Annotated in this window: 23 protein-coding genes; all 23 read left to right on the top strand. The window is 29.4% G+C overall.

Annotation, left to right across the window (positions count from 1 at the left end; translation table 11 throughout):
• Positions 1 to 34 precede the first annotated feature (34 nt).
• The 23 genes from L0669_RS01770 (at position 35) to L0669_RS01660 (ending at position 22,508) form a co-directional block, all read left to right on the top strand.
• Positions 35 to 2,473 carry an SLBB domain-containing protein gene (locus L0669_RS01770; protein WP_263760895.1) on the top strand — a complete coding sequence of 813 codons (2,439 nt, stop codon included), beginning with the start codon at positions 35 to 37 and terminating at the stop codon, positions 2,471 to 2,473.
• A 10-nt stretch (positions 2,474 to 2,483) separates the two neighbouring features.
• Entirely contained in the window at positions 2,484 to 3,554 is a 1,071-nt protein-coding gene (locus tag L0669_RS01765) for a Wzz/FepE/Etk N-terminal domain-containing protein (RefSeq protein WP_263760893.1), read from the top strand.
• A 15-nt stretch (positions 3,555 to 3,569) separates the two neighbouring features.
• Positions 3,570 to 3,962, top strand: coding sequence for a sugar 3,4-ketoisomerase (locus L0669_RS01760; protein WP_263760891.1), 393 nt, complete (start codon positions 3,570 to 3,572; stop codon positions 3,960 to 3,962).
• Positions 3,963 to 4,394: a sugar 3,4-ketoisomerase gene (locus tag L0669_RS01755; protein WP_263760889.1), complete on the top strand. Its 432-nt coding sequence runs from the start codon at positions 3,963 to 3,965 to the stop codon at positions 4,392 to 4,394. It abuts the gene before it with no gap.
• The gene (locus L0669_RS01750) at positions 4,378 to 4,902 is read left to right on the top strand and encodes a GNAT family N-acetyltransferase (protein ID WP_263760887.1); all 525 of its coding nucleotides are present in this window, start codon (positions 4,378 to 4,380) and stop codon (positions 4,900 to 4,902) included. The genes L0669_RS01755 and L0669_RS01750 overlap by 17 nt, the downstream gene beginning before the upstream one ends.
• 17 nt (positions 4,903 to 4,919) lie before the next feature.
• Positions 4,920 to 5,141, top strand: a complete 222-nt coding sequence (locus tag L0669_RS01745) for an acyl carrier protein (protein WP_263760884.1) — start codon at positions 4,920 to 4,922, stop codon at positions 5,139 to 5,141.
• Positions 5,141 to 6,118 (top strand): ketoacyl-ACP synthase III, encoded by a 978-nt coding sequence (locus tag L0669_RS01740; RefSeq protein ID WP_263760882.1) that lies wholly within the window; start codon positions 5,141 to 5,143, stop codon positions 6,116 to 6,118. Before L0669_RS01745 ends, L0669_RS01740 begins: the two co-directional genes overlap by 1 nt.
• Before the next feature lie 3 nt (positions 6,119 to 6,121).
• The gene (locus tag L0669_RS01735) at positions 6,122 to 7,219 is read left to right on the top strand and encodes a DegT/DnrJ/EryC1/StrS family aminotransferase (RefSeq protein WP_263760879.1); all 1,098 of its coding nucleotides are present in this window, start codon (positions 6,122 to 6,124) and stop codon (positions 7,217 to 7,219) included.
• Between the two features lie 5 nt (positions 7,220 to 7,224).
• Positions 7,225 to 8,481, top strand: coding sequence for an O-antigen translocase (locus L0669_RS01730; RefSeq protein WP_263760877.1), 1,257 nt, complete (start codon positions 7,225 to 7,227; stop codon positions 8,479 to 8,481).
• 15 nt (positions 8,482 to 8,496) lie between these two features.
• On the top strand, positions 8,497 to 9,993 hold the full coding sequence (locus L0669_RS01725) for a hypothetical protein (RefSeq protein WP_263760875.1): 1,497 nt from the start codon (positions 8,497 to 8,499) through the stop codon (positions 9,991 to 9,993).
• Positions 9,994 to 10,178: 185 nt separating this feature from the next.
• Positions 10,179 to 10,610 (top strand): acyltransferase, encoded by a 432-nt coding sequence (locus tag L0669_RS01720; protein WP_263760873.1) that lies wholly within the window; start codon positions 10,179 to 10,181, stop codon positions 10,608 to 10,610.
• Positions 10,611 to 10,617: 7 nt separating this feature from the next.
• A complete protein-coding gene (locus L0669_RS01715; RefSeq protein WP_263760871.1) occupies positions 10,618 to 11,502 on the top strand; it encodes an alpha-1,2-fucosyltransferase in 885 nt (294 codons plus the stop codon).
• Between the two features lie 22 nt (positions 11,503 to 11,524).
• Positions 11,525 to 12,823: a glycosyltransferase family protein gene (locus L0669_RS01710; RefSeq protein ID WP_263760869.1), complete on the top strand. Its 1,299-nt coding sequence runs from the start codon at positions 11,525 to 11,527 to the stop codon at positions 12,821 to 12,823.
• A 6-nt stretch (positions 12,824 to 12,829) separates the two neighbouring features.
• Positions 12,830 to 13,975 (top strand): EpsG family protein, encoded by a 1,146-nt coding sequence (locus tag L0669_RS01705; protein WP_263760867.1) that lies wholly within the window; start codon positions 12,830 to 12,832, stop codon positions 13,973 to 13,975.
• Complete coding sequence (locus L0669_RS01700) at positions 13,972 to 14,988, top strand: glycosyltransferase family protein (RefSeq protein ID WP_263760865.1); 1,017 nt, start codon at positions 13,972 to 13,974, stop codon at positions 14,986 to 14,988. The genes L0669_RS01705 and L0669_RS01700 overlap by 4 nt, the downstream gene beginning before the upstream one ends.
• A 9-nt stretch (positions 14,989 to 14,997) precedes the next feature.
• Positions 14,998 to 16,116, top strand: a complete 1,119-nt coding sequence (locus L0669_RS01695) for a glycosyltransferase family 4 protein (RefSeq protein ID WP_263760863.1) — start codon at positions 14,998 to 15,000, stop codon at positions 16,114 to 16,116.
• Positions 16,117 to 16,137: 21 nt separating this feature from the next.
• Positions 16,138 to 16,971, top strand: coding sequence for a glycosyltransferase (locus L0669_RS01690; RefSeq protein ID WP_263760861.1), 834 nt, complete (start codon positions 16,138 to 16,140; stop codon positions 16,969 to 16,971).
• Positions 16,971 to 17,870 (top strand): NAD-dependent epimerase/dehydratase family protein, encoded by a 900-nt coding sequence (locus L0669_RS01685; protein WP_263760859.1) that lies wholly within the window; start codon positions 16,971 to 16,973, stop codon positions 17,868 to 17,870. The genes L0669_RS01690 and L0669_RS01685 overlap by 1 nt, the downstream gene beginning before the upstream one ends.
• Before the next feature lie 11 nt (positions 17,871 to 17,881).
• The gene (gmd, locus tag L0669_RS01680) at positions 17,882 to 19,000 is read left to right on the top strand and encodes a GDP-mannose 4,6-dehydratase (RefSeq protein WP_263760857.1); all 1,119 of its coding nucleotides are present in this window, start codon (positions 17,882 to 17,884) and stop codon (positions 18,998 to 19,000) included.
• A 44-nt stretch (positions 19,001 to 19,044) separates the two neighbouring features.
• Positions 19,045 to 19,977 (top strand): GDP-L-fucose synthase family protein, encoded by a 933-nt coding sequence (locus L0669_RS01675; protein WP_263760854.1) that lies wholly within the window; start codon positions 19,045 to 19,047, stop codon positions 19,975 to 19,977.
• An 11-nt stretch (positions 19,978 to 19,988) separates the two neighbouring features.
• Positions 19,989 to 20,954, top strand: a complete 966-nt coding sequence (locus L0669_RS01670; protein ID WP_263760852.1) for an MraY family glycosyltransferase — start codon at positions 19,989 to 19,991, stop codon at positions 20,952 to 20,954.
• Positions 20,951 to 21,376, top strand: coding sequence for a WxcM-like domain-containing protein (locus L0669_RS01665; protein WP_263760850.1), 426 nt, complete (start codon positions 20,951 to 20,953; stop codon positions 21,374 to 21,376). Before L0669_RS01670 ends, L0669_RS01665 begins: the two co-directional genes overlap by 4 nt.
• The gene (locus L0669_RS01660; protein WP_263760848.1) at positions 21,369 to 22,508 is read left to right on the top strand and encodes a DegT/DnrJ/EryC1/StrS family aminotransferase; all 1,140 of its coding nucleotides are present in this window, start codon (positions 21,369 to 21,371) and stop codon (positions 22,506 to 22,508) included. Before L0669_RS01665 ends, L0669_RS01660 begins: the two co-directional genes overlap by 8 nt.
• Positions 22,509 to 22,517 lie beyond the last annotated feature (9 nt).

The following is a 22,517-nucleotide window of genomic DNA, read 5'->3' as shown; positions in this document are numbered from 1 at the left end:
TTACACCACACTTCAGGTTAAATTATAGTTTCATATGAAAAAGATAACATACGTTCTTACGCTGCTTTTTATTTTATTATTATCATTTAATGCGAATGCTCAGGACATACTGAAATCTAAAGATTTAAGTACTGTTAAAGTAGATTATTTGTCTGATGATGATTTAGCAAAAATTAGTGCTCAATTAAAAAGCAACAATGCAACAATTGATAGTGTAGAGTCAATGGTTTTATCGAAAGGGATGACTCAAACGGAGTTTAATAAGCTTAGAATTAAGCTTAATGAATATGAAAAGAAAAATTCAAAGGACGATTCAAAAGATAAAGAGAATAAGCCAAAGATCGTAGATAAAGATACTGAGTTTGGAAGAAAACAGGAGAAGATTAAAAACGAGAAAATAAAAGATTCAGTAAATGCCTTAATCTTTGGTTCTGAATTATTTGATAACCCTACTTTGAATTTTGAACCGGATCTAAAGTTAGCCACTCCTATGAATTATGTTTTGGGACCAGGAGATGAATTGCAGGTAAGTGTATACGGTGTTCAGGAATACAATGCCAGTATTCCAGTCAGCGTAGAAGGAAAGATAACGATAGATTACGTTGGTCAAATTTCGGTTTCAGGAATGTCAATCGAAGCAGCTACTCAAAAAATAAAAGCAGCTATTGCAAGAGTTTATAGTACTGTAGGTTCCGGGCAATCACAAGTTAGTGTAAGTTTAAGTAGAATTCGTACCATTAAAATTACTATTGTAGGAGGAAAACAGCCAGGTAATTATTCTATTTCTTCTTTGGCAACAGTGTATAATGCTTTGCATTTAGCGGGAGGACCTGGGAAAAACGGCAGTTACAGAAATATAGAATTAATTAGAAATAATAAAGTTTACAAAAATGTAGACATCTATAAGTTTTTAGTTAAGGGTGATCAATCTGATAATGTGAGTTTGAAAGATAATGATGTTATTCGAATTCCGGCGTATAGCCAAAGAGTTACCGTTGAAGGGGAAGTAAAACGTCCCGGAATTTTTGAAATGAAAAAAGGAGAAAAGTTTTCTGATTTATTGAATTTTGCATCCGGTTTCAATGAATTTGCTTATACTGCATCAGTAAATGTAATGCAGAAAACAGGAAAAGAATTTAAAGTGCATGATATAAACGAAAGTGAATACAATTCTTATATGCCTCAATCTGGAGATGTTTTTAGAGTGACTAAAATTTTAAATCGATTTGAGAACCGTATTAAAATCGAGGGTGCAGTTTTTAGACCGGATTATTACTCTTATAATGAAGGAATGCGAATTTCGGATCTTATTACAAGAGCAGAAGGACTTAAAGAAGATGCTTATACAAAAAGAGCTCGAATTATTCGTTTAAAAACGGATTTAACTACAGAAATTGTTAATGTTGATTTATCGGCAGCCTTATCAGGAGACTTAAATTCAGATATAGCATTAAAAAGAGAAGATATTGTAACGGTATATTCTATTTTAGATTTTAGAGAAGAATATAAAATTACTATTGATGGTGAAGTTAAAAATCCTGGCGAATATGAATATTTTGAAAATTTAACTTTAAATGATTTAGTTATTCAGGTTGGGGGATTAACAGGTTCTGCTTCTAAAAGAGTCGAAATTGCAAGAATGATTAAGTCTGATGTAATCGATGACGCTGATCCAAAACGTATCGAATTAGTTGAACTTGAAATAACAGCAGGTAATAACGAGCAGATCAAAAACTTTGTTTTAAAACCTTTTGATGTTATTAATATTCGCAGAATGGCTGTCTATGAGAAACCGGAGATGGTGTCAGTATTGGGTGCAGTAAGTTATCCGGGTAAGTATGTTTTAGCGAATAAGAAAGAGACAGTTTATAACGTTGTTATGAGAGCAGGAGGATTAACTTCAATTGCGAATTTGGATGGTATGAAAATTAAGAGACCTATCAAACAAGAACAAATTGATCAATTAGAGCGTATTGACCTGAATTTATCTAAAAATGATACGCTTAAAGAGAAGTTGAGTAAAAAGTTAAAAGAGGATTTAAAATATGTTACAATTCCCGTAAATTGGGAAAAAATAGTAAAGGATAAAAATCACTACTCAAATGTTACTTTATTTCCTGGAGACGAGATTGAAGTTGCAATCTATAGTGAAGGAGTAAAGGTAACAGGTAATGTTTTGCTAACGTCGGAAATACCCTATAGAAGCGGAAAGGGATTTAAATATTATATTAATTCTGTTGGAGGAGTTGATAGTAAAGGCTGGAAAAGAAAAGCTTATATAATTTACCCTAATGGAAAAGCTGATGTAACAACTTCTTTTTTGTTCTTTAGATCTTACCCTAAAGTGGAACCAGATTCACAAATTGTAGTTCCCGAAAAACCTGAAAGAAAAAAAATGAGCGCAGGAGAATGGGCTGGTCTAGGTACAGCTTTTGCTAGTTTAGCATTATTAATTGTTACTGCTTTTAAATAAATTATTTTTGATGGATAATAAATCTAGTAATAACGATGAAATTTCGTTAAAAGAATTGATTCAAAAATTAAAAATCTGGAATCAGTATTTATTTTCTAAATGGAAAGTAATTTTACTAGCCGGAATTGCAGGAGCTGCATTAGGACTTGCTTATTCATATATTAAAAAACCAATATATACTGCAACTTTATCTTTTGCATTAGAAGATGAAAAAGGCGGAGGCATTGGGGGAGCTTTGGGATTAGCTAGTTCATTTGGATTAGATTTAGGAGGAAGTGGAGGAGGAGTTTTTAGTGGGGCTAACTTGACTGAATTATTTAAGTCAAGAGTAATGGTAGAGAAAACATTGTTATCTCCAGTTGAATATAATGGCAAAGTTATCTCGTTGGCAGAAATGTACATTCAAAATAATGAATGGAGAGAAAGCTGGAATAAAAATTCCAAATTTTCTAAGATAGAGTTTTTACCAAATGCTAACCGTAAATATTTTACACGAGCTCAGGATAGTATATTAGGTAAGTTATATGAAGGTTTATCAAAATCCGGATTATCTGTTGGGCAAAAAGACAAGAAGATTGCTATAATTAACATTGATGTTTCTTCTACTAATGAATTATTCGCTAAATATTTTTGTGAAACTTTAGCTAAAGAAGTTGGTCAGTTTTATATTGAAACAAAAAGCAAAAAAGCCAGATTGAACATGGCTATTTTAGAACGCCAAGTCGATTCAATTCGTGGAGAACTCAATGGTGCCATTACTGGAGTTGCCATTGCAAATGATAATACCTTTAATTTAAATCCAGCTCTTAATGTGCGTCGTGCACCCTCAGCTAAAAGGCAGGTTGACGTGCAGGCTAATACCGCAATACTAACGGAGTTAGTAAAACAAACCGAGTTGGCAAAAGTAACTTTGAGAAAAGAAACGCCATTAATTCAAGTTATTGATAAACCAATTTTGCCATTAGCTAAGGAGCGACTTGGTAAAGCAAAAGGAATTTTAATTGGAGGAATATTAGCCGCAATTTTAGTAACTGTTTTTTTAGTTTTTAGAAAGTTATTTAAAGTACTCATCAAAGAGTAATATTATTTTTTAATTATGAAACCTATAATTTTAGATTTTCCAAAAATTCAAGATCCAAGAGGTAACCTTACCTTTTTACAATATCCTGATCAAATACCTTTTGAAATACAAAGAACTTTCTGGACGTATGATGTACCAGGTGGAGAAGTTAGAGGTGGGCATGCATACAAAACCCAAAAAGAGATAATTATAGCCCTTAGTGGAAGTTTTGATGTGGTTATAACAAATTTGGACGGAACTACTGAAAAGTATTCATTGAATAGAAGTTATTATGGGTTATACTTACCTGCAAAAACATGGCGACATATAGAAAATTTTTCTACTAATTCTTTGGCTTTGCATATTTCAAGTGAGTCATTTTCAGTGGACAATTATATAAGAGATTTTGAAGAATTAAAAGATAGTTAAATGGGAAATAAAAAAACAGTTTTTGATTGTAATCTGTTGTATCTAATGCAAAAAGGAGATAGAAACGGACATATAACCGCTGTTAATAACAACATTGAAATTCCATTCAGTGTTAAAAGAATTTTCTACTTGTATGATATCCCTGGTGGAGAATCAAGAGGTGCACATGCTCATAAAGAATGCCATCAATTTTTGGTCGCTACAAGTGGTAGTTTTGAAGTACTTTTAGATGATGGGGTTACAAAACGACAAGTATTGTTGAACAGACCAGATGTAGGATTACATATTCCACCAGGAATTTGGGCCTCAGAAATTAATTTTTCTAGCGGTTCTATTTGTTTGGTTCTAGCGTCTCATGAATATACTGAAAAGGATTATATTAGATCATACAATGAATATTTAAATTTTATCTCCCTTGGAAGCAATACATAATTACAATATAAAGTTAAGATTAGTAGAAGAGACAGACGCTGATTTTATAATACAATTGAGAACAGATACTTCTAAAGCTAAATTTATTAGTCCAACTGATATAGATATAGACAAACAAAAAGATTGGATAAGAAAATATAAACAACGCGAAAAATCTAAAGACGAGTATTATTTTATTGCTATTGATGAAAAAGGTGAAGAATTTGCTACTTATCGAATTTATAATAAAACAAGTGATAGTATTGAAATTGGAAGTTTTGTCTCAAAACCATTTTATAATATTCCTATTAACGTTATAAAAGTTGATATTATCTTAAAAGAATTCGTATTTGTTGCATTGGGTTATAACCAATTAAATTTTGAAGTACGAAAAGAAAACAAATCTGTCATAAGTTATCATAAGAAATTTCACCCATATTTGAAAAGTGAAGATGACTTGAATTTTTATTTTGTTTTGACTAAAGAAAATTTTTTAGTTAATAAAAGAAAATTTGAAAAATTATTTTAAATTAAAAAAACATTTTTATGGAAAAATTTATTGAAAGTTTTAGAAATCAATTAGAAGATATTAATATTGAATTGTCACCAGAATTTGATTATGCTGGTTCTGATTTTTGGGATTCGTTAACAGCTGTAACAATTCAAATGATGGTCGAAGATGAATATAATCTAAAAGTTGAAATAGAAAAGATTTCAAGTTTTAAATCTATTGAAGAATTCTACCAGTTCATTCAAGATAGTAAATAATGGACGCATACATAAAGCATATTTCATATTATCTGCCATCTGAGGTATTGACAAATGAAGATATTGTCGCTCAATTTCCAGAATGGGATAGTGAAAAAATTATTCAGAAAATTGGGGTTGTAAGTAGAAATATTACAAGAAAAGACCAATTTACATCCGATATTAGTGTTGAGGCATTGAATAATTTATGTAGGGAACATAATATAAAAAAATCGGATATTGATTTTTTGTTAGTTTGTACACAATCTCCAGATTATTTTTTACCTACAACCGCATGTATTGTTCAAGATAGGGCTGGTCTCTCAACTAGCTGTGGAGCTATTGATATTAATCAGGGATGTTCGGGATTTATTTATGGACTATCGCTAGCTAAAGGATTAGTAATTGCAGGGATTGCTAAAAATGTTGTTCTAATAACTGCAGAGACTTATTCAAAGCATATTCACGCTTTAGATAAAGGTAACAGAAGTATTTTTGGCGACGCTGCAGCTGCAACCTTAATTTCAAATAATGGTGAATATAGATTAGGAGAGTTTTCATTAGGTACTGATGGAAAAGGCTTTGAGAATTTAATAGTTAAAAATGGCGCTATGAAAAATCATAAGACCATTGACGATAATTTTCCAAATGACAATAATCTTTTTATGAATGGTCCGGAGATATTTAACTTCACAGCAAAGGCAGTTCCTGGACTGATTAATGATAATCTCAGAAAAAACAATGAAACCATAGATACAATTAGCCAATTTATTTTTCATCAGGCCAATACTTTCATGTTAGATTATTTGAGAAAAAAAATAAATATTCCAAAAGAGAAGTTTCTTATTGATATGCAGAATTATGGTAATACAGTTTCATCAACTATTCCCATAGCTTTAAAAAACAGATTGGATTTACAGATTAAAGATGATAAAATCCTTTTAGCAGGTTTTGGCGTTGGATACTCTTGGGGAAGTGTGGTAATATATAATAAATAAAAAATGATCAAATTTTTAGATTTACAAAAAATAAATAATCAATATTCAGAAAAACTTATTGAAGCTGCAACAGAAGTTATTAATAGTGGCTGGTATCTTTTGGGCAAGCAGGTTGAAAAGTTTGAAGAAAATTTGGAAAATTTTCAAAAAGGAGGAAATGCAATTGCTGTTGCAAATGGTTTAGACGCATTACGACTTATTTTTAAAGCCTATATTGAAATGGGCATAATGAATGAAGGAGATGAAATTATTGTTCCTGCTAACACATATATTGCTTCAATACTGGCAATAACAGATAACAATTTAGTCCCTGTTTTGGTAGAACCAGATTTGGAAACATATAATTTAGATATAAATTTAATCGAAAAAAACATTACTTCAAAAACCAAAGCCATTATGGTTGTTCATTTATATGGAAGGGTTTGCTGGCATGAAAAATTTGAATATTTAGCGGAAAAGTACAATCTAAAAATAATAGAAGATAACGCGCAAGCTATTGGTGGAAGTTGGAATAATATTAAGACTGGAAATTTAGGAGATGCGGCAGGATTTAGTTTTTATCCTGGAAAAAATCTTGGGGCTTTAGGAGATTCTGGTGCAGTTACTACTAAAGACATTGAATTAGAAAAGATTATTCGTGCTTTAGCAAATTATGGTTCTGCACAAAAGTATGTAAATCAATATCAAGGGTTAAATAGTCGTATGGATGAAATACAGGCTGCTTTTTTAAATGTTAAACTAAATTTTTTAAATTCTGAAACACAACAAAGAAGAAAAATTGCGTCGTTCTATTTAAATAATATAAAAAATGATAAGATTACTTTGCCTAGTGAAACGATAGAAGATGAGCATGTATGGCATGTATTTATTATTCGTACTGATGATCGTGAAAAGTTGCAATCTTATCTCATTGAAAACGAAATTCAAACTTTAGTGCATTATCCTATACCGCCTCATAAACAGGTGTGTTATCCTCAAATGAATGCTCTTTCATTACCTGTAACAGAAAAAATCCATAGAGAAGTTTTAAGTCTTCCAATAAGTCCTGTAATGACAATAGAGGAAGTAAAAAAAATAGTCGAAGTTTTGAATAAATATTAATTATTTTGAAATTAATAAAAACTTCTTTTTTTTCTGCTATAATTTCAATAATACGAATATCTTCTGGATTTGTAACAGGAAAGGTAATTGCGTTAATAACGGGACCAAGTGGAATTGCTTTAATAGGACAGTTTAATAATTTTATTACAATTGTACTTACATTTTCTAATGGTGCAATTAATACTGGAGTAATAAAATATACTGCTGAATATGATGGCGATAAAGATAAAATAAAAAAACTTTTTAGTACTTCCTTAAAAATAAGCATTTATTGTTCTGCTTTTTTTGGATTAATTTTATTATTCTCTGCTTCTTTTATCTCCGATTTGTTGTTTAAATCTCTTGTATATATTAATCCTATAAGAGTTTTAGGTTTGACTATTATATTATATTCACTTAATACTTTTCTTGTAGCTATATTAAATGGGTTAAAACAAATAAAAAAGTACACTATAGTAAATACCGCAGGTAGTATTATTGGATTAATATTCACTCTTATATTAGTAATTAACTTTAAATTGCTTGGTGCATTATATGCACTAGTTCTTACTCAATCTATCGTTTTTTTTGTAACTCTTGTTTTAGTGATAAAAAGTGACTGGTTTTCTTGGTCATTTTTTAATCAGCCGTTTGATAAAAATGTTGCTAAAAAATTATCTCACTATAGTTTGATGGCAATTACATCTTCAATTTGCATGCCTGTATCTCAGATTATTTTAAGAAATGTGGTGATTGATAAATTGGGAGTTGACGCCGCCGGTTATTGGCAGGGAATGATGCGAATTTCGGATGGTTATCTGCTAATTGTAACTATGTCACTCAGTACTTATTATTTACCTAAGTTATCTTCTTTATTTAGTAATGATGAATTAAGAAAGGAAATTTTTAAAGGCTATAAAATAATAATGCCACTAGTATTTGTGAGTTGTTCAGTAATTTATTTGTTTCGATTCTTAGTAATTAGGATATTATATTCTAAAGATTTTGAAGCAATGAGCGAACTTTTCTTCTTTCAGTTGCTAGGAGATTTTTTTAAAATTGCTGCTTGGTTAGTAGCATTTTTGATGACTGCCAAAGCTATGACAAAAGCATTTGTAATAAGTGAAATTGTCTTTTCGTTAACATACGTTTTAATTAGTTACTTATGTATATTATATTTTAAATTAAATGGAATTACAATTGCATTTGCAATTAATTATTTTCTATATTTTGTTACTATGATAGTCATTTTTAGAAAAATATTATTTAAAAGTAAAATATAATACTCAATTTACAATATGTTAGATTTCACTAAAGAAGATTTTTTAAGGCAATATGATGATTTAAAAAGAATTGCTGCAAAATGTTTTGAAAATTCTGATCTAGAATCGTCTTTAAAATACATTGAGATTTGTGCTAAATTAGGTTACAATTCTAATTTTTTTTATACAGATAATGAAATTGAGAACTTAATATTTAATATTTCGCAAAAGATTAACACCTGGTTTTTTGAAGATTTTATTTCGATTAAAGGAAAATATGCTTTGATAGACACAAATGGGAGTGATAATCATGGCTTAACTCAGCAATATATTCGTGCGTTCATTAATGCAAATATTGAATTTATTTACATTTATGGAGATACCGATCTAAATAGGATAAAAATTATTCAAGAAGAAATTGCAGCATATCCTAAAGGATCAATTTTTACTTTTGAACGAGAGTATAGTTATGTAGAAAAAATTAAATTAATTGAAAAATTAATTTTTGATTATAAACCTGAGAAATATCTTATGCATATTATGCCGTGGGATGTGGTTGCAATTACTATATGCAATATACTTAAAAATGTAATAAGATATAATATAAATGCTACGGATCATGCCTATTGGCTAGGGGCTTCTTGTATAGAATATTGTATAGAGTTTAGAAGTTACGGTTGTTCTGTTTCGCTTGATAAAAGAGGATTAAAAAGAGAACAATTGCTTTTATTACCCTATTACCCTATCGTAAATAAAACAAACTTTAATGGTTTTCCTGAAGAGATTTCCGAGTCAAGTATTAAAGTCTTTTCAGGTGGTTCTTACTATAAAATTTATGGAGAAAATAATGTTTATTTTGATTTAATTAAACAGTTTTTAATTTCTAATGATAATGTAGTTTTATTGTTTGCAGGCACGGGTAATAATTCGATATTTGAAAAATTTATTAATTCAAATAATCTACATACTAGGATTTTTTTATTAGGCAATCGTAGTGATATAAATGAAGTTTATGAGTCTTGTGATTTTTATCTAGGAACATATCCTCTGTGTGGAGGGTTGATGTCGCAATATGCTTCTTATAATTCTAAACCAATTCTGGCTTACACAAATGATAAACTTCCTGTTAATTTTATAGAAGGTTTTGTTTGTCATCAGTCAAAACATATTATTACTAGAACTAGTATTCCTGAATTTTTAGCTTATGGTAATAAATTATGTGAAGATCCGGAATTTCGATACAATGAAGGAAAAGAATTGAAAAAATGTTTAATTACGCCAGAATTATTTAACGATGAATTTAAATACTTAATGTCAAACAATAAAAGCAAAAGAGATTTTGTTCAAGAAATTATAGACTACGATGTTTTTTCTACATTGTATCTGGAGGTTGAAAATAAGTACTTGCATGATTCCCAATTATTGATAGGATCAACTTTTAGATTAAACCTTTTATTTAGATCTCCTAAAATCTTTATTAATATATTAATTTTTCTTTCTAAAAGATTTTTAAGAAAGAAAAAATTAGTCTAATAATTGAAAAGATGATTAAATTATATCGTAATTTATCGATGAGGTTTTACATGCGTTTTAGTAATTTTATTACGAAGTGTATTTTCGTTATTAATGGAGTGAAATTTGAATCATTTCGCTCTCTTGGGATACCATTGCTAGATGTTCATTCTAACTCATTGGTAAGATTTGGTTCAGATTTAATAATGGTAAATGAAGCTAAGTATTCCACTTTAGGGAAAAATAATAAATGTAAATTTTTTGTTTCAAAAAATGCAGAACTTATTTTAGGAAATAACATTGGTATGAGCAATGTTGTAATTGTTGCAACTAAATCAATTATAATTGGAAATAATATTATGATCGGTGGAGGAGTAACTATTGTAGATTCCGATTTCCATTCTCTAAATCCTTGTCATTGGCATACAGATGAAGATGAAAAGAATATGGTAAATTCGCCAGTCATAATAAATGATAATGTTTTTATTGGAATGGATTCCATTATCTTGAAGGGAGTTACTATTGGGAATAATGTTGTAATTGCAGCAGGTTCTGTTGTTTCAAAAAGCATTCCTGAAAATCAGATTTGGGGAGGTAATCCTGCAAAATTCATTAGGAATAATGAGATTAAAAGTTAAATAATAAATGGATGTAGTAATTATTTTTAATGGTTTAGGAAACCAAATGTCTCAATATGGTTTTTTTCTACGAAAAAGGAAAATTGATAATTCGACTAGCTTTATATTTGATAAAAGGTCTCACATAAATCATAATGGTTATGAGCTTGATAGAGTTTTTAATATTCAGTATAAAGAAACACTGATAAATTCTGTTCTGTTTCTTCTTTTTAGAATTTTGACGATTAAAAAATACCCTTATTTTTCTAAACCGATTATTAAAGTTCTGAATTTATTTGGAATAACATTAGTCGAAGAGAGTGCTAATTACGATTTTAATGAATCTTTAATAAAACCGTCAAAAGGAATTCGTTTTTTATATGGCGGATGGCATTCAGAAAAATATTTTGATGTTAATCAAAATGAAATTTTAGATACTTTTAAATTAAAAGTAGAGGATGATGTTAATGTAAGACATTTAGAAGAAATTAAAAATTGTGAAAGTGTTTCAATACATGTTAGAAGAGGTGACTATATGAAAGGTATTCATTTTGAGATGTATGGTTCTGTATGTACTAAAGGTTATTTTGAAACTGCTATAAAGAAAATTAATGAAATGGTTGTAAATCCTCATTTTTTTGTGTTTTCAAATGATTTACAATGGGTTAAGGATAATTTTGTATTGGATAGATGTACTTTTATTGAGTGTAATAATGGAAAAAATTCTTGGAAAGATATGCACTTAATGAGTAATTGTAAGCACAATATAAATTCAAATAGTACTTTTAGTTGGTGGGGAGCTTGGTTGAATCAGAGTAATGATAAAATAGTGATTGTTCCTAAATACTTTGTAAACTATTTGGAAACTAAAGATTTTTATCCTCAAAGCTGGATTAAAATTTCTGATTATTAATAAAATTATAAAGTTCAAATAAATGTCAAAGGTTGCATTTACAATAGTTGCAAAAAATTACATAGGGTTAGCTCAAATATTAGAATCTTCTTTGAAAGCCCAAAATCCAGATACAGATTTTTTTATTATTGTAGCGGATGATTTTTCAGACAACTTTGATTTAGAAAAATTACCATCAAATATTTTGTTTGCAAGAAATGAGTTGAATATTTCGAGTAAACAATGGATTGATATGAGTTTTAAATATGATTTAACAGAATTTTGTACGTCTATTAAACCAGCTTCGTTCTCATATTTTATAGAAAAAACTAAATATGATAAAATTATCTATCTAGATCCAGATATATTTATATATAATAGTTTGAATTCAATTTATGATATGTTGGATGTCCATTCAATTGTATTAACGCCACATATAACAGTTATTCAAGATACATTTCAAGGGGATCGATCTGAAAGTGGGTTACTTAGTACAGGCGTTTTTAATCTTGGGTTTTGTGCAATTAAAAGAAGTATTGCATCAAAAAAAATGATTTCCTGGTGGCACACTCGATTATTGGATAAGTGTTATATAGATTCTCATGATTCGTTTTTTACAGATCAAAAGTGGATGGATTTTCTGCCTTGTTTTTTTAACAGTACAGAATTACATATTTCTCGTCATCTGGGAATGAATATTGCACCTTGGAATTTTTTTGAACGTAAAGTTTTTATGAGTGACGAAGGACTAATGGTTTGCAATCGTGAAACCGATTCTGAAGAGTCAATTCATCCAGTTATATTTGTGCATTATTCTGGGTATAATTATGTTGAGCTAAAAAAAGGAAATGTAGTTCAAAATAATATTTCAGGCATAAAAGATTATGAGGACATAAAACTCCTGACAAATATTTATGCAAAGGCAATTTACGAAAATAGAGATGTATTTGATAGTTATATTAAAGAAAAATATTCGTTTGGAGTATTTGAAAATGATGAAGCCATCAAAGGCTTTCATCGCCGTATTTACCGTTCTTTAACTAATAAAGGACAATTGTTTGAATATCCATTTTCAATTGCGCAAGGTTCTTTATATCAGAAATTAAAAGAAAAAGGCATGATGAAATCCTCAATTATAAATATTGATAAGGTAAATAAAGATAATTTAAATGGGGTTGGCAGAAAATTGAGAATGTTTAATACTGGGACTAGATTACTTTATAGGTTAATAGGACTTGAGAAATACCTTCTATTAATTCGTCTAATGCGCCCATTTAGCCGTTTTGAATCGCAGATACATTTAATCACAACAGATTTTGATGAAGAAAATATCAACTATTAAATAGTTATGGTCGAGTTAATTTTCAATCTTTTTTCTGATGGAAAAATATACTTATTTTTTTATCTGTGGTTTTTTATTTTAGCTGTTTTAGAAGTATGTACAGATTTAAGACCTTATCGAAATGTTTTATTATTTACTTCTTTTATATTTTTATCATTTTTTACGGGATTAAGATGGGAAACAGGAACAGATTGGGAATCTTATAAGGTACTATTTGATACTTTAGAATTAAATTGGACATTTCTATTGAATGTTTATTCATTTGATTTAGGTTATGTTTTGCTTAATGCTTTTGTTAAGATGTTTACTAATAATTATACATTATTCTTATTAGTTGATAGTTTTATCGGTGTTGGAATTGTTTTCTGGTTTTTAAAGAAACACTCTTCTAATCCCAATATTTCTTTTTTTTTATTTTATAATGCTTTCTTTGTAGCACAGTTTATGGGAAGTAATCGTAGAATGATTTCCTTGGGTGCAGGGCTGTTTGTTTTTTATTTTGTACATGAAAAGAAATATAAAAAATATGCTATATGGCAAACAATCGGTTTTCTGTTTCATCGTACTTCTATAATGCTTATTTTAGCTTGGTTTATTCCTCGTAAACGTTTTACAACAAAACAAATATTGATTATTTTGATGGTCTGTTTGTTTATCGGAATTCCACAATTACCTTTTAAATTTGTAGGATTTTTGGGTGATGTATTGTCAGCATTTAGTAGTAATCCTTTTGTTGAAAAAATGCTGTTTTATTCTGAAAATAATGAGAATGTTATTCCGGAGAATACAAATCCGGTAATTTTGATGACATTATCTGTAATAAAAAGAAGTGTTTTTATATTGTTTTATTTATACGTGATAAAAAAGAATAAAGGTATTTTAGATTCTCTTTCAGATTACTTTTTAAATGTTTACATTGTAGGATTTGCTTTGTATTTATTGTTTAACGGATCGCCAATTTTTCAGATGATTTCCACTTATTTTACATTTATTGAAATTGCATTAATTGGTCGTTTTTGGAGTTATACTGATGTGAGAACTAAATTTATTTTTCTTGGAATTCTATTATTTTATGGTTTTTTCCAATTATTAAGTTCTTTAAACGCCTACCCTGAATTATATATACCTTATAAACTTTACGCAAGTCAATGATAGTTGAAAAAAAAATATTATTTGTTACGGGATCTTATCCTCCAAATGTTTGTGGAGTTGGAGATTATTCAGAACAATTATTTAAAGCCCTTATAAATCAAGGTAATTCTTTTGAATTATTCTATAAAACAAATTGGAGTGTAGGTAACTTGTTTTCTTACCTTAGGGAGATTAAATCTAAAAAAGCGGATTTTATACATATTCAGTATCCTACAGAAGGATATGGATATAGTTTTTTACCTCTTTTATTAGTTGCTTTTTTGCCAAAGAAAAAAATAATTGTTACTCTCCACGAGTTGTCAAACAGGACTTTTAAAGCAAAAATTTTCACAATGTTACTACTTTTTTTTAGTAGTAAAATAATAGTTACGAACGAAACAGAGTATGCTTATCTTAAAAAACTCCCGATTTTAAATAGAAAAGAAATATTCGTAATCAATATAGGCAGTAATATTCCAAGGTCTAAAAATTGTGGGAAAAACTTATCAGAAAGGAAAATTGATTTAGCTTATTTTGGACATATACGACCAATAAAAGGGTTAGAATCTTTCATAGCAGTTGCTAATCAATTTTTTGGCAGTAAAAGATGTGTTATAATTGGTCAAAATTTAGCCAGATATCAATCTTATTTAGATCAGCTGCAAAGTGAATCTACTTATATCGAATATCTATTGAATGGATCAGTGGATGAAACAGCAGATAATTTGGCTGATTGTAAAATTGTGTATCTGCCATTTCCAGATGGAGTTTCATCTAGAAGGGGATCATTAATGGCAGCAGCTTTAAATGGTTGCATCATAGTTACTACATACTCTGATGATAAGGAAATTAATGATTTTTTTGATAAATACTGTTATCTTGTACATAATGAAGATGAGGCAAAAAAAATAATTCAACAGTTATTAAGTGATAATGCTTGTACGGATAAAAATGTTTCAAAATTAATGGATTTGTTTTCTTGGGAAGAAATTTCCAGAAAACATTTTGAGATCTATTTTGATAAAAATAACTAGAAATAGATCATGAAGCTATATATTAATTTGATTAATTTTAATTCAAATAAACTTGCGGGAGTAGGCTATTTTTTTAAAAGAATAGTTAGCAATATTGATTTTGAAGATGAAAAATGGGATAAATTTGATGAGATAATTTTATTGTCAAATACTAAGGTTGAGTGTTTGAGTCTGTTTGATATAAATGCAAATATTAAGATTAGAGTTATAAAATTTTCATTTGTACATAATTTTGTAATCAGAATTTTATTTGAACAGTTTGTTCTACCTTTTTATTTGATTAGAGGTAAGAATGTTTTTTTTTCTCCAACGCCATCAATTCCTCTTTGGGCAAAGATTTTAAATAAAAAAAATGTTCTCATTTCGAGTATTCATGATATGATACCATTTCGAGTTGATAATAAATATTCTTTTTTGCGTAGCCTATATATAAAAGGATTGTCTAAAAAGGCGGCACAAAATAGTGATACAATTATTACTGTTTCGGAGTTTTCTAAACATGATATTGTCGAAATTACAAATATTGAAACATCAAAGATAAAAGTTATTTATAATTTTATTCCAGAGTTGAAATTTTCCTCGGAAACTATTTCTGAGCCTTATTTTGTAACCGTTTGTACTATTGAACCCGGTAAAAATATTGAAAATATGATTATTGGCTTTAATGATTTTTTAAACAAAAATATAGAGTTTGGTTTTTATAAATACAAGATAGTTGGGCAATTAGGTTGGGGCTATGATAAAATTATTTCATTAATAAAAGATTTAGGATTAGAAGAAAAGGTTGAAATCATGGGATATTTAAGTGATAGTGAAAAAAACAGCGTAATTGAAAAATGCACTGGTATGGTTTATTTAAGTAGATATGAGGGATTTGGGATTCCTCCTTTAGAAGCCATGTATTTTAATAAAATATCAATTGTATCTAATGTATCATCTTTACCGGAAGTCGTTGGAACTAGTGGGATCGTACAAGATCCAAATGATACTGTACTTTTATCAAATAATCTTAAAAGATTAATCACTAACTCTGATGACTTTAGAGTTAACATTAAATATCAAATAGAAAAGTTTAACCCTAAGATTCAAATAGAAAAATTTGTTGAGGTTATAACTTACTATTCTTAATTTACAATTTTAATTAAAAAAATGTCAAATAAAGCTTTCGAATTCTCGGTTTTAATGGCGGTATATAATAAGGAAATACCTGAGTTTCTTGAAAAATCTATAGAGTCACTCCTCAATCAGACATTTGTTCCAAATGAGATTGTGTTGGTTAAAGATGGTGAACTAACGGAAGGATTAGATAGTGTTATCCATTATTATGAAAAAAAATATCCATATATTTTTAATGTAGTCTCTTTGGCTAAAAATAAAGGTTTAGCTAACGCTTTAAATGAAGGAATGAGAGTGGTCAGAAATTCAATTGTTGCAAGAATGGACTCAGATGACATTTGTTTTTTTAATCGATTTGAAATACAAATGGATTATTTGATAGATAATAATTTGGATATTGTAGGAGGACAAATAATTGAGTTCTCAAAAGAAATTGAAGATGTTATTTCTATTAGGCAAGTACCTCTTTTCCATAAAGAAATTGTCGAATTTATGAAATTTAGAAGTCCTTTTTCACATCCAACTATTATGTTTAAAAAAGAAGCTTTTGATGCTATAAATGGCTATGACACTACTATCTTTCCAGAAGATTATGATTTTTTTGTTAGAGCCTATATGGCAGGATTTATGTTTGGGAATGTTAAGGAAAATGTATTGTATTTTAGACTGGGAGAAAATCTTTCAGAAGCTATTAGACGAAGATGGGGTATAAAATATGCAATTAATGAAGTTAAGCTCTATAGAAAATTTTTAAAAATAGATTTTTTTACTTATATTGAATTTACAAAAGTCTTACTTTTTAAAATCCCATTGCGAGTTTTACCATTTAAATTATATAGTTATATTTATTTTAAATTTTCCAGATAATGAAAGAGATCATAATTACTGGAGCAACGGGTTTTGTAGGAACAAATCTTCAGAAATATTTGAATGGCTTAAGTGAGGTACAAACCCTAAGCTTACGTTATGTACCGGATCAAATTTTTAGTTTTAGTGGCAATGTTTTAATTCATCTGGCTGGAAAAGCACATGATTTAAAAAAAGTTTCTAAACCAAATGAGTATTATGAAACTAATTTTGAATTAACTAGGCAAGTATTTGATTCCTTTTTGGCTTCGGATTTGGATTTGTTTATTTTTATAAGTACGGTAAAGGCTGTATCAGATGGAGCTATAGGTATTTTAACAGAAAATGAAATTGCTAATCCTAAAACCCATTATGGTATTTCTAAGCATCTGGCAGAAGAATATATTTTAAGTAAGAAATTACCAAGTAATAAGCGAGTTTATATTTTAAGACCATGTATAATCCATGGACCAGGAAATAAGGGAAATCTTAATTTATTATTTCAAATTGTTACCAAAGGTTTACCGTGGCCATTAGGTAGTTTTTATAATCAACGTTCTTTTTTGAGTATAGAGAATTTCTGTTTTGTTATTAATGAATTAATAGAAAATGTTTCCATTCCTTCAGGAGTATATAATGTGGCGGATGACAAAACATTGTCAACAAATGAATTAGTTCAACTTTTAGCAATAAGCATGAATAAAAGAAGCAAAGTTTTAAAGGTACCGCAAAATTTAATATGGTTGATCGCTAAGTTTGGAGATTATTTGTATTTACCTTTAAATTCAGAACGTTTGCAAAAGCTCACAGAGAATTATGTCGTAAGTAATGAGAAAATAGTAAAAGCAATAGGTAAGTCATTACCGATTTCGGTAGATGAGGGATTGAGAAAGACATTTATTTCATTTAGAAAAAAATAAAAAAAACAAATATGAAAATTGCACTTATAACAGGAATCACAGGACAAGATGGTTCGTATTTGGCAGAATTATTATTAGAGAAAGGTTATATGGTCCATGGTGTTAAAAGAAGAGCTTCTTCTTTTAACACACAACGTATTGACCATATCTATCAAGATCAACACGAAATTCATGTAAATTTTAAGTTGCATTATGGGGATTTAACGGATTCTACTAATATTATTCGAATTATTCAAGAGGTACAACCTGATGAAATATATAATCTAGGGGCTATGAGTCATGTAAAAGTTTCCTTTGATTCGCCGGAATATGTGGCTAATGTTGACGGTATTGGTACACTAAGAATACTTGAGGCAGTACGTATTTTGGGTTTAGAAAAGAAAACACGCATTTATCAGGCTTCAACATCTGAATTGTATGGTGGTTTGGCTGAGAATAAAAATGAAAAAGGACTTTATGATGAGCACTCACCTTTTTATCCTCGTTCACCTTATGGAGTAGCAAAAATTTATGGTTTCTGGATTACTAAAAATTATCGTGAAGCTTATGATATGTTTGCTTGTAACGGAATCTTGTTTAATCATGAATCACCTCGTCGAGGAGAAACTTTTGTTACTCGTAAAATAACTATGGCAACGGCTGCAATTGCTTTAGGAGAACAAGATTGTTTATACTTAGGAAATCTAGATGCCCAACGCGACTGGGGACATGCAAAAGATTATGTAGAAGCAATGTGGCGCATTTTACAGCAAGATGTTGCGGAAGACTATGTTATTGCTATGGGAGAAACTACCTATGTACGTGATTTTGTTAAAATGTCATTCGCAGAAGTAGGTATAGATATTGAATTTAGAGGCGAAGGAGTAAATGAAAAAGGATATGTAGCTGGTTGTAATAATTCTGATTATCAGATTGAGTTAGGTAAAGAGGTTATTTCTGTTGATCCACAATATTTTCGTCCGACAGAAGTGGATTTACTTATTGGAGATCCAACCAAATCGAAAACGAAATTAGGATGGGTGCCGAAATATGATTTGGCTGGATTAGTGAGAGAAATGATGGCATGTGATCTTGATTATGTGAAAAGAGAAAAGATGTTAAACGAGGTAAAATCAGCTATTAGATATTAATTTAAAAGCCAGAATAATTTATTTTGGAATATGAAATTAAAATTATGAATTTAAAAGATAAAATATACATAGCGGGACATCGTGGAATGGTAGGTTCAGCTATTTTACGTCAATTAAAAGCTAAGGGACATATAAATTTTGTTCTTAAAACGTCTTCAGAGTTAGATTTGCGTAATCAACAAGCTGTAGCTGATTTTTTTGCAGAAGAAAAACCTGATTACGTTTTTTTAGCAGCTGCAAAAGTTGGAGGAATTATTGCTAACAACACATACAGAGGAGATTTTATTTATGAAAATCTGATGATACAAAATAATGTAATACATCAATCATACTTAAATAATGTAAAAAAATTAATGTTTTTAGGATCTTCCTGCATTTACCCTAAGATGGCGCCGCAGCCGTTAAAAGAAGAATATATGCTTACAGGAGAATTGGAGCCTACAAACGAACCGTATGCAATTGCAAAAATTGCAGGTATCAAAATGTGCGATGCCTATAGAGACCAGTTTGGTTGTAATTTTATTTCGGTTATGCCTACAAATTTATATGGGCCAAATGATAATTATGATTTAAAAAACTCTCATGTTCTACCTGCAATGCTGAGAAAGTTTATTACTGCAAAGCGTAATAACGACAGCTCTGTTACTATATGGGGAACTGGAAGCCCTAAAAGAGAATTTTTGCATGCTGATGATCTTGCTGAAGCCTGTGTGTTTTTAATGAAAAATTATAATGAATCGGGATTAGTTAATATTGGAGTTGGTGAAGATATTTCAATTTTAGATCTGGCAATTTTAGTTAAAAAAGTCGTTGGTTTCGAAGGTGAAATTCTAACTGATACAACCAAGCCAGATGGTACTCCACGTAAATTAATGGACGTCTCTAAACTAAGCAATTTCGGTTGGAAGGCTAAAACTACCTTGGAGGAAGGTGTTCAAAAAGTTTACAATGAAATAAAAGATACTAATTGGGAGTAACCTGATATATAATGCAATACACAATACTAGGAATAATTTTAATGATTTTGATGTTACTTTATTTTAAAGTAGCTGATCGTTATAATATTATTGACAAACCCAATCAAAGAAGTTCACATACAGAAATTACTTTAAGAGGAGGCGGAATCATTTTTTGGTTCGCTGCTCTAATTTATTTTTTACAAAATATTCAGACGAATTATTTTTTCTTTAGCGGGATTACTCTGGTTAGTTTAGTCAGTTTTTGGGATGATATTCATAGTTTGTCTAACAAAATCAGAATTTCAGTTCACTTTTTAGCTATTACCTTGATTTTTTATGATTTAGGAGTATTTATTTTGATGCCTTTTTATGGAGTTATTATTGCATATATCCTGGCAATAGGATTGATCAATGCTTATAACTTTATGGATGGAATTAATGGTATTACAGGATTGTATACTTTGATTGTAATGGGGGCATTATTATATGTAAATAAAAATATTCAATTTTTCTTTGATGCTGTTTTTATAAAGTATGCAATGATCGCCAGTTTCGTTTTCTTGTTTTTTAATTATAGAAAAAAGGCAAAATGTTTTGCCGGGGATATTGGCAGTATCGCTATTGCTTTTTGGGTTATTTATTTGATTTTGAAATTGATATTAGTAACCAGTTCTCTCGTATGGCTTTTGTTCTTAGCAATCTATGGTGTTGATGCAATTTGCACCATTATCCATCGATTATACTTAAAACAAAATATTTTTGAAGCACATCGTCTTCATTTGTATCAGGTTTTAAGTAATGAATATAAAATGCAACACCGTTTGGTCTCTTTATACTACGCAATCGCTCAAAGTGCAGTTTCAGCTTTAGTTATCTTTTTATATCAAAAGGTTAATGACATAGTACTATTTGTAATTGTGATATCACCATTACTTTTAATATATACCCTTAAGTTTTATTTGTTAAATAAAAGTGATTTAAAATTAAAGGCATGATTCCAAAAATAATTCAAGGAGGTAATTTCTCTGATCATCGAGGAACTATTTCGTATGTTAATGATTTTAAGTTTACGGATATCGAGAGATTCTACATCATTAGTAATTCTGAAGAAAATCCTATTCGTGCCTGGCAAGGACATAAATTAGATAACAAAAACTTTTATTGTTTAACTGGTTCTTTCCATATTCATTTTGTAAAAATTGATGATTGGCAAAATCCTTCGAAAGACATAATTGTAGAAACTATTTTTGTTTCTGTTAATGATAATAAGATAGTGCATATTCCTGCAGGTTATGCCAATGCTATAGAATCTTTAGAAAAAGATTCAAAACTAATTTCTTTTTCAACATTGCCGCTTACTAATGTGAGTGACGATGATATTCGCTATCCTTCAGATTATTGGAAAATTAATGGATAATAAACGAATTTATTTATCCTTATCTGAAGAAAGCGGTTTTGAACAAGAGTATATTCAAAAGGCTTTAGAAACAAATTGGATAACTTCCGGAGGGCCAAATGTTGATGAATTTGAAAGTGCTTTAGAAAATTATCTAAATGAGAAATCACTTATATCGGCACTCAATTCAGGTACGTCGGCTATTCATTTGGCATTGGTGTTGTTAGGAGTAGAGAAAGGAGATGAGGTTATTTGTCAAAGTATGACTTTTTCAGCTTCGGCCAATCCAATTCTATATCAGGGAGCAATCCCAATTTTTGTAGATAGCGAATTAGATACCTGGAATATTTGTCCTGAATATTTAGAAGCTGCTATTAAAGATAGAATTAAAAAAGGAAAAAAGCCAAAAGCGATTATAGTAGTGCATCTTTATGGGAATCCTTATAAAGTGGATGAAATTCATGCTATTGCAGATAAGTATGGTATTTCAATTATTGAAGACAGTGCTGAAGCATTAGGAAGTTCTTATAAAGGAAAAAAATGTGGAAGTTTTGGAGATTTCGGAATTTTTTCATTTAATGGAAATAAAATAATTACCACTTCAAGTGGGGGGGCTTTAATAAGTAATTCAAAAGAACTAAAGGATAAAGCCATTTTTTATGCGACACAATCTAAAGACGAAGCGATACACTATCAGCATAGCCAAATAGGATATAATTACAGAATGAGTAATATTTGCGCAGGAATTGGATTGGGACAGTTGAAAGTTTTAGATAAAAATGTAGATTCCAGAAGAAAGATTAATAGCTTTTATAAAGAGATATTCAGAAATATTGAAGGAGTGGATGTTTTTGAGAGTATTAATGAAGATTATTTTTCGAATTATTGGTTAACTACCATTTTGGTTGAACCTAATAAAAATAGAAATAGGGAAAGTTTGCGACTTGCTTTTGAAAAAGCAAATATAGAATGTCGTCCACTTTGGAAGCCGATGCATTTACAGCCAATTTTTGAAAAATATCCATATTATGGTAATAAGATTGCCGAAAAATTATTTGAAAAAGGATTATGCTTACCATCGGGGTCAAATTTGTCAGTAGAAGATAAAGATAGAGTTAAAGAAGTTATAATCAACTTTTTTGAATATAAATAAGAATTGATT

The organism is Flavobacterium bizetiae (assembly GCF_024271895.1).
Lineage (GTDB): Bacteria > Bacteroidota > Bacteroidia > Flavobacteriales > Flavobacteriaceae > Flavobacterium > Flavobacterium bizetiae.
The sequence above is the reverse complement of the archived record's forward strand: the minus strand, read 5'-3'. Positions and strand labels throughout refer to the sequence as shown.